Genomic DNA, 7,313 nt, shown 5'->3' with positions numbered 1-7,313 from the left:
CCCTCGGGCCGGTCGTCCACTGTCCGCAGACGTCCGCCGGCCAGGCGGAGGACGTGGCACCACTCGTGGACGGTCTGGTGCGCGGTGCACGGGAAGCGCTGGAGGCGTTCCACGCGCTCGGGCAGGAGCAGATCGACCACATCGTCGCGAAGGCCGCGCGTGCCGCCGCTGCCAGCCACCTGGACCTCGCCGTGATGGCGGTCGCCGAGACGGAGCGCGGGGTCGTCGAGGACAAGGCGGTGAAGAACCTCTTCGCCGCGGAGCACGTCACCAACAGCATGACCGGCCTGCGCACCGTGGGAGAGGTCCGCCGCGACGAGCTCACCGGCCTGGTCGAGATCGCCGAACCCGTCGGTGTGGTGTGCGCGATCACGCCCGTGACCAACCCGACCTCGACCGTCGTGTTCAAGGCCCTGATCGCGCTCAAGACCAGGAACCCGATCATCTTCGCCTTCCACCACCTCGCTCCGCGCTGCGGTGCCGAGGCGGCCCGCATCGTGCGCGACGCCGCCGTCGCGGCCGGTGCGCCCGCTCACTGCGTGCAGTGGGTGGAGACGCCCAGGCGCGCGATCACCCAGGCGTTGATGAACCACGACGGCGTCTCGCTCGTGCTGGCCACCGGCGGCAACGACGTCGTGCGCGCCGCGCACTCGGCCGGCAAGCCTGCGATCGGCGTGGGGGCGGGCAACGTGCCCGCCTTCATCGCCGCCGACGCCGACCTGGCTCGGGCCGCGCACGACATCGTGCTGTCCAAGAGCTTCGACAACGGCATGACGTGCGCCGCCGAGCAGACCCTGCTCATCGACGCCCAGGTGTGGGACCAGGCCATGGGCAACCTGCGCGCACGACACGCGCACGTGCTCTCCGCGCAGGAGAAGCGCGCACTGGAGGACTTCCTGTTCGGCCCGGACGCGCGCAGGGACGGCAAGGTGTCCGTCAACCCGGCCGCGTCCGGCCGTTCGGCGCACTGGATCGCCGGCCGCGCCGGGTTCAGCGTCCCCGAGCACACCACGCTCCTCCTCGCCGAGGTCGGCGGCATCGGCCCGGACGAACCGCTGACCAGGGAGAAGCCGTGCCCTGCCGTGGCGGTGCTGCGGGTGGCCGATGCCGAGGAAGGCGTCAGGCGGGCGGCGGAGGTCGTCGAGTTCCACGGCAGGGGCCACACGGCGGTCGTGCACACCACCGACGAACGGCTGGCCGAGAAGTTCGGCAAGGGCGTCAAGGCCGTGCGGGTGGTGTGGAACTCACCGGCCGCGCAGGGCGGCATCGGTGACCTCTACAACGCCTTCCTGCCCTCGATGACCCTCGGCTGCGGCAGCTACGGCGGCAACTCGGTCTCCGGCAACGTGACCGCGGCGAACCTGCTCAACATCCGCCGCATCGCCCGCCGGAACAACAACATCCAGTGGTTCAAGGTGCCGCCCAAGATCTACTTCGAGCCGAACTCGATCCGCTACCTCGGCGAGATGGCCGGGGTGCACCGGGTGACCATCGTGACCGGTCGCACGGTGGCCAAGCTCGGCTACGCGGACAAGGTGCGGTCCGTGCTGGCCGGTCGCTCCGAGCCGGTGGCGGTGCAGCTGATCGACTTCGTCGAGCCGGAACCGTCGCTGCAGACCGTGCGGCGGGGCGCGGAGATGATGCGCGAGTTCCAGCCGGACACCATCGTGGCCATCGGCGGTGGGTCCTCTTTGGACGCCGGCAAGCTCATGTGGCTGTGGTACGAGCACCCCGAGGTCGACTTCGCGGAGGCGCGGGGACGGTTCGCCGACATCCGCAAGCGCCTGTACCGCTTCCCCGAACCGGAGCGCGCCAAGCTCGTGTGCGTGCCGACGACCTCGGGCAGCGGGTCGGAGGTCACCCCGTTCGCGGTGGTCACCGACCGGGAGACGGGCCGCAAGTACCCGCTGGCGGACTACGCGCTGACACCGAGCGTGGCCATCGTCGACCCGGTGCTCGTGCGTTCGCTTCCGGCGGAGCTCGCCGCGGACTCCGGGTTCGACGCGCTCACCCACGCCACCGAGGCGTACGTCTCGGTCTACAGCAACGACTTCACCGACGGGTTGTGCCTGCAGGCGATCAAGCTGATCTTCGAGAACCTCGAGGACTCCGTGCTGCTCGGAGCGGAGAAGGCACAGGAGGCGATGCACAACGCGGCCACGATCGCCGGCATGGCGTTCGGCAGTGCGTTCCTGGGCATCGTGCACGCCATGTCGCACACGCTCGGCGCGACCTTCGGCCTGGCACACGGCCGGACCAACGCGCTGTTGCTGCCACACGTGATCCGCTACAACGGCCAGCCCCCGGCGAAGCTGACCGGCTGGCCCAAGTACGAGAACTACCAGGCACCACAACGGTTCCAGCACATCGCCAGGACCTTGGGGCTGCCCGCCGCCACGCCAGAGGAGGGAGTGGGCTCCTACGCCGCCGCGATCGAGCGGTTGCGCTCGGCCGTCGGGTTGCCCGCCTCGTTCGCGGGGGCCGGGGTGCCTGAGGCGCCATTCATGAGCTCGTTGCCGCGGCATGCCCTCAACGCGTTCGACGACCAGTGCGCTCCGGCCAACCCCAGGCAGCCGGTGCTGGCCGACATGGAGGCGCTGATGCGCACTGCTTACGCCAACGGCGCGGTGGACCTGGAAGACGTGCGCGCCGCCGCCCACAGCGGTCACTGATCGAGTTCCGGTGGGTCCGTCTGCGCGGGCCCACCGGGATCGAGGTGTTCCAAAATGAGATGGCGGACAGGACGAGGCGGCCGGAGTGCGGGTCGGGTGAGCTAACGGGCACCGATCTGTGGGTGGCAGGGCACCCGTCGTGATTGGTCGGCAACGACTCGTCCGTGCCCGATAAGTTCTGCGCATCGAAGACCTCGTGGATGGATGAAGGGACAACTGTCAGAGCAGATCCGTGCCAGGACCCAGGCACCCCGGCAGGCCTCGCCCAGGTCCAGCGCGCAGGCCGTCGCCCCCGCGGAAATGGCGGGGCGCGAACAGGGCGAGAGCCGGACAGGGTGGCGAGCAGTCGGATCGCGGTGGCGCCGGTGATCAGGCTGCGTCGGACGAAGGTGTCGCTGGTGCTCAACAACCGGACCGACTCACGACGGAGCTCCGCAGATGGCTCAGCAGCGCAACGAACCACACAAGATTTCCTCTGACCCGCCTGGGTTCGTTCAGCGGAGCAAGGAACTCGGCCGGTTGGTCAGCGCGCTCAACACCGCGGAGTCGAACAGACCGGCGGTGGTGCTGATGGAGGGCACCACGGGGGCCGGCAAGACGACGTTGCTGGGCGAGGTGGCGGACGTCGCCAGGGCGCGCGGGTTTCAGGTCGCCGATGCAGTGACGTCCAATCTCGACAGGTTCATGTCGTTCTCGGTCGTACGGCAGTTGTTCGAGAGCCTCACCGCGGGGCCGGAGGCCGGCGCCGTGAAGTCGATCATCGGTGTGGGCCCTGGCGCGGCCGATCAGTCAGGAGCGGGCGCACAGAACGCGGCCGGCTTCGACGAACTGGCGCCCCACCAGACGTACCACGAGCTCTACCGGCTCGTGAGCGGACTCGCGGACCGTGGGCCGGTCTGCTTCATCGTCGACGATCTGCAGTGGGCCGACGTGTCGTCGCTGCAATGGCTCAACTACCTCATGCGGCGAGCCACCAAGCTGCCGCTCGCCGTCCTGCTCAGCTGCACGACCGGGGTGTACCCCGCCGACCCGCTCCAGATCGCGGAGATGCAGATCTACGCCACTCGCGTGCGGATCGGCGGTTTCACCGCGGAGGAACTGTCGAGGTTCGCCGAACTGACGCTCAGCCGTCAGCCCGAACCTGAGGCCGTCAAAGCCTGCCACACCGCCACGGGCGGGAATCCGCTGGTTCTCCGCTACCTGCTGGCGCCGACGAGGGAGCCCTCCTCCCCGCCCGGCGCCGACGTGCTGGAGACCCCGGACTCGTACGGGTTGGAGGAGTTGGGCGAGTCGGTGCTCGCGCAGCTGCACCGCGAGTCCGAGCACCTGGTCCGGCTCGCCAGGACGATCGCGGTTGTGGAACCCGCGGAGCTCGCGCTCGCGGCCGGAGTTGCCGGGATGACGTTGCCCGAAGCCGCCGACGGCGTTCGCCGGCTGGCACGGATGGGATTGATGGCCGACGCCGACAAGCCGGCGTTCACCCACTCCGTCTTCAAGGACGCGATCACGAACTCGATCACCCGCGCGGCCAGGGACGACCTCCACGCCCGAACCGCCGCAAGCCTGCACGCGTCGGGCGCACGAGCGGCGTTGATCGCGCGGCACGTCCAGTGCACCGCTTCGAAGCTCGGCCGATGGGCCGCCGACGCGCTCTACCAGGCAGCGGACGCGCTGCTGAACGACGGTGACGCGACCACTGCCGCGAGCTTCCTCATCAGGGCGCTGCAGGAGGACGTGCCGGCCGAGTTCAGGACGAGGCTGCTGGTGAAGCTCGGTCACGCCGAATCGTTCTTCGACCCCTACCAGGCGGCCACGCACCTCAAGCAGGCGCTGGAGACCATCGAGGAGCCCGAGCTCCTGCTCGACGTCACCTCGCTGCTGTCCCGGGCGCTTTACCTCGACGGGCGCTATGAGGACGCGCGCGGAGCCTTGAGCGAGTCCATCGCCAGGATGTGCGCCTCCGCGCCGGAGTTCTCCGCCCAGCTGCGCCTCGCGCTCCGCGTCACCCTGCCGACCGAGCAGTTCGAGGAGCACGACGCCGTTCCGGACCGCGTCGCCGTCGACTGGCGGCGCGGCGACGCCCGTGGCCGCGGGCTGGCCGCGCTGGTCGCGGAGGATCTGAGCAACCGGGGCGAAGACCTGACGACATCCCGCGAGGCCGCGTTGGTCGCGTTGTCCGCGGGCGCGGTGTCGATCATGCAGGACCCGCAGCGGATGATGGCCGCCATCAACTCGCTGATCCGGACCAACGAGCTCGAGCTGGCCCTGCGGTACTCCAGTGAGGCGATCCTGGAAGCTCACCGCCAGAAACAGGACCTGGTCTTCGTCCTGGGCCACGCCCTGCGGTCGAGGGTGCACTTCCACTGCGGGGCGCTGGCCCAGTCGGTCGTCGACGCACGGCTCGCACTGGCCAAAGCCCAGCGGATGAACCTGCACCACCGCCACCCCGCCCACGTCTGGTCGATGGACGCACTCCTGTCCGCACTGCTGCACCTCGGTGACGTCGAAGCGGCACGTGAGCTGATCGAGCCCATCGGCCTCACCAGCCCGTTGCCGGACAGCTGGCACCACACCAGCCTCCTGCAGGGACGCGGCCAGCTCCGCATGCGGCTGGGAGACGACGCCGGCGCACTCAGGGACCACCTGGAGTGCGGGCGACGACTGAAGTCGTGGGGTGCTCCCGGTCCCGCTGTTCTGCCGTGGCGGTCGTACGCGGCCATTGCGCACCTCCACCTCGGGCACTCGCTGGAGGCGGTGCAACTGGCTCTCGAAGAGCTCGAGCTGGCCAAGAAGTGGGCCTCCGCGCCGAGCCTGGCCCGCGCGATGCTCACCGTCGGCATGGCGACCGGCGGTGCCGCGGCGCTGCCTTGGCTCATGGAGGCCGAGCACGTTCTGCGCAACGCACAGACACTGCTGCTGCGCGCGACGATCCTCGTCGAGCTCGGGACGACGAGATGGCACCACGGGCAACAGAAACTGGCTCGGGAAGAGCTGGCTCAGGCCAAGGCCGCCGCCGAGCGCTGCGGGTCTCTGCCGTTGCTCACCAAGCTCGCCGCACTGCCGCCGGAGGCGGTGGGTCGATCCGACGCCCTACCGGCCGTCCCGGTTTCCGCGGACTCTCCGCTGACACCGCAGGAGCACCGCGTGGCGAGCCTGGTCGCGGCGGGCGACTCGAACGACGAGGTCGCCCGGAAGTTGTCGGTGTCCCGGCGGGCCGTCGAGTTCCACCTCACGCACATCTACCGCAAGCTCGGGATCCAGCGGCGCACCCAGCTGGCGGCGATGTTCTACTCGACCGGCAGCAGGAGGTAGGAAACGGCCTTCGTCACGCTGAGCCCGCCACGAGGTGCGCTGAGATGCTGCGCAACTTCACGCAGGTCTCCTCGAACTCCCGCTCCGGCCGCGAGGACGCCACGATTCCGGCACCGGCGCGCAACCACCGCCGTCCTTTCTTCTCGTACACCGCGCGCAGGACCAAGCCGGCGTCCAGAAATCCGTCGTCCGAGGCGACCAGCACGGCACCCGAATAGATGCCGCGCGGCGTTTCTTCGGACCGGAAGGTGAATTCACACGCTGCCTTCTTCGGCGCACCCGAGATCGCGACGCCCGGGAACAGCAACTCCAACGCGTCCCACGAGGTCTTCCCCTCGGCCAACTGACCGCACAGCCGTGACGCCGGATTCCGAACACCACCCCGATTTTTGACCGCCATCAGCTCTTCCGCCACCGAACCCGGCTCGCACACCTCGTTCAGCTGGTCGAACGCGCATTTCACGGCAATCGCGTGCTCGTTCACCTCTTCCGGATCCGGCAACAGCTCGTTCTCCGACCCCAGTGCGCGAGTCCCCACCCGCGGCTGCGTCGACACCTTCCCGTCCGGGCCGGCCTCCAGCACCGTCTGCGGGCAGAAGCCCGTCGTCGTCAGGCCTCCGATCGACAACAGGAACGACCGCTCCAGCGCGTTGGCCGCTCGCCCGGCCAGGTACGTCTCCACGAAGTCGACGGGCTCGTCCACCGGTACGCTGCGGGACAAGGTCACCTTGCGCAGTTCGGTCGAACGGATCTCCTCCAACGCCCCCAGCACCGCGTCGCGGTACCGGCCGCGGCCCGCGGTCAAATCCACCAGCACGTTCGCACGCCCTGAGGCAGCCGCGTCCGCAGCCGGCGCCGTGCGCAGGTGTTCGAGCAATGCGCCTAGCCGCAGGTCGCCGCCCCGCACGACACGCGCCCTCCCGCTTTCGATGCGCACCTCCACCTCGGGCACCACGAGGTGGACGACCTCCGCGTCCCCGGCCAGATCTGAGCGGTCGTTCAGAACGTGCACGGCTTCGAACGCGATCCAGCCGCACACCGACCACTCGCCCAGGGACAACCGTTCCAGCGCCTCACGTGCCGCTCGCACAGGCCCGCCGATGGCCGGCCACGACTCCTCCACGGAGTCACGCCGAACCCGCACACGGGTCGCGTTCACCACGATCTCCACGCGCACGCCCCAGGCGACCGTCCAGACGTCGTCACGCTCGTAGACGAAGTACCTGTCGAAGAACCCGGTGCGGATCAGTGAAGCGGCGAGCTCGGCGGACGACCTCGCGGAGGTTTCCGTGCGAACGGCCATGACAAGCTCCTCGGATATCGCAGAGA

3 protein-coding genes are annotated in these 7,313 nt (G+C 69.5%); 2 read left to right on the top strand and 1 reads right to left on the bottom strand.

Annotation, left to right across the window (positions count from 1 at the left end; all coding sequences use genetic code 11):
• A partial coding sequence (gene adhE, locus UK23_RS36835; RefSeq protein WP_231114839.1) for a bifunctional acetaldehyde-CoA/alcohol dehydrogenase occupies positions 1-2,672 on the top strand: 2,672 nt, incomplete at its 5' end.
• Between the two features lie 438 nt (positions 2,673-3,110).
• Entirely contained in the window at positions 3,111-5,984 is a 2,874-nt protein-coding gene (locus UK23_RS36830; protein ID WP_045316387.1) for a helix-turn-helix transcriptional regulator, read from the top strand.
• 13 nt (positions 5,985-5,997) lie between these two features.
• Here the strand turns inward: UK23_RS36830 and UK23_RS36825 are convergent, their stop codons facing one another.
• The gene (locus UK23_RS36825; RefSeq protein ID WP_045316386.1) at positions 5,998-7,287 is read right to left on the bottom strand and encodes a salicylate synthase; all 1,290 of its coding nucleotides are present in this window, start codon (positions 7,285-7,287) and stop codon (positions 5,998-6,000) included.
• Positions 7,288-7,313 lie beyond the last annotated feature (26 nt).

Origin of the sequence: Lentzea aerocolonigenes (assembly GCF_000955955.1) — a bacterium.
GTDB classification, from domain to species: domain Bacteria; phylum Actinomycetota; class Actinomycetes; order Mycobacteriales; family Pseudonocardiaceae; genus Lentzea; species Lentzea aerocolonigenes_A.
This window is presented reverse-complemented; position numbering and strand designations above follow the sequence as displayed.

Coding starts and splice junctions, on each gene's coding strand:
- UK23_RS36825 (WP_045316386.1), bottom strand. CDS start 7,287: ATGGCCGTTCGCACGGAAACCTCCGCGAGGTCGTCCGCCGAGCTCGCC.
- UK23_RS36830 (WP_045316387.1), top strand. CDS start 3,111: ATGGCTCAGCAGCGCAACGAACCACACAAGATTTCCTCTGACCCGCCT.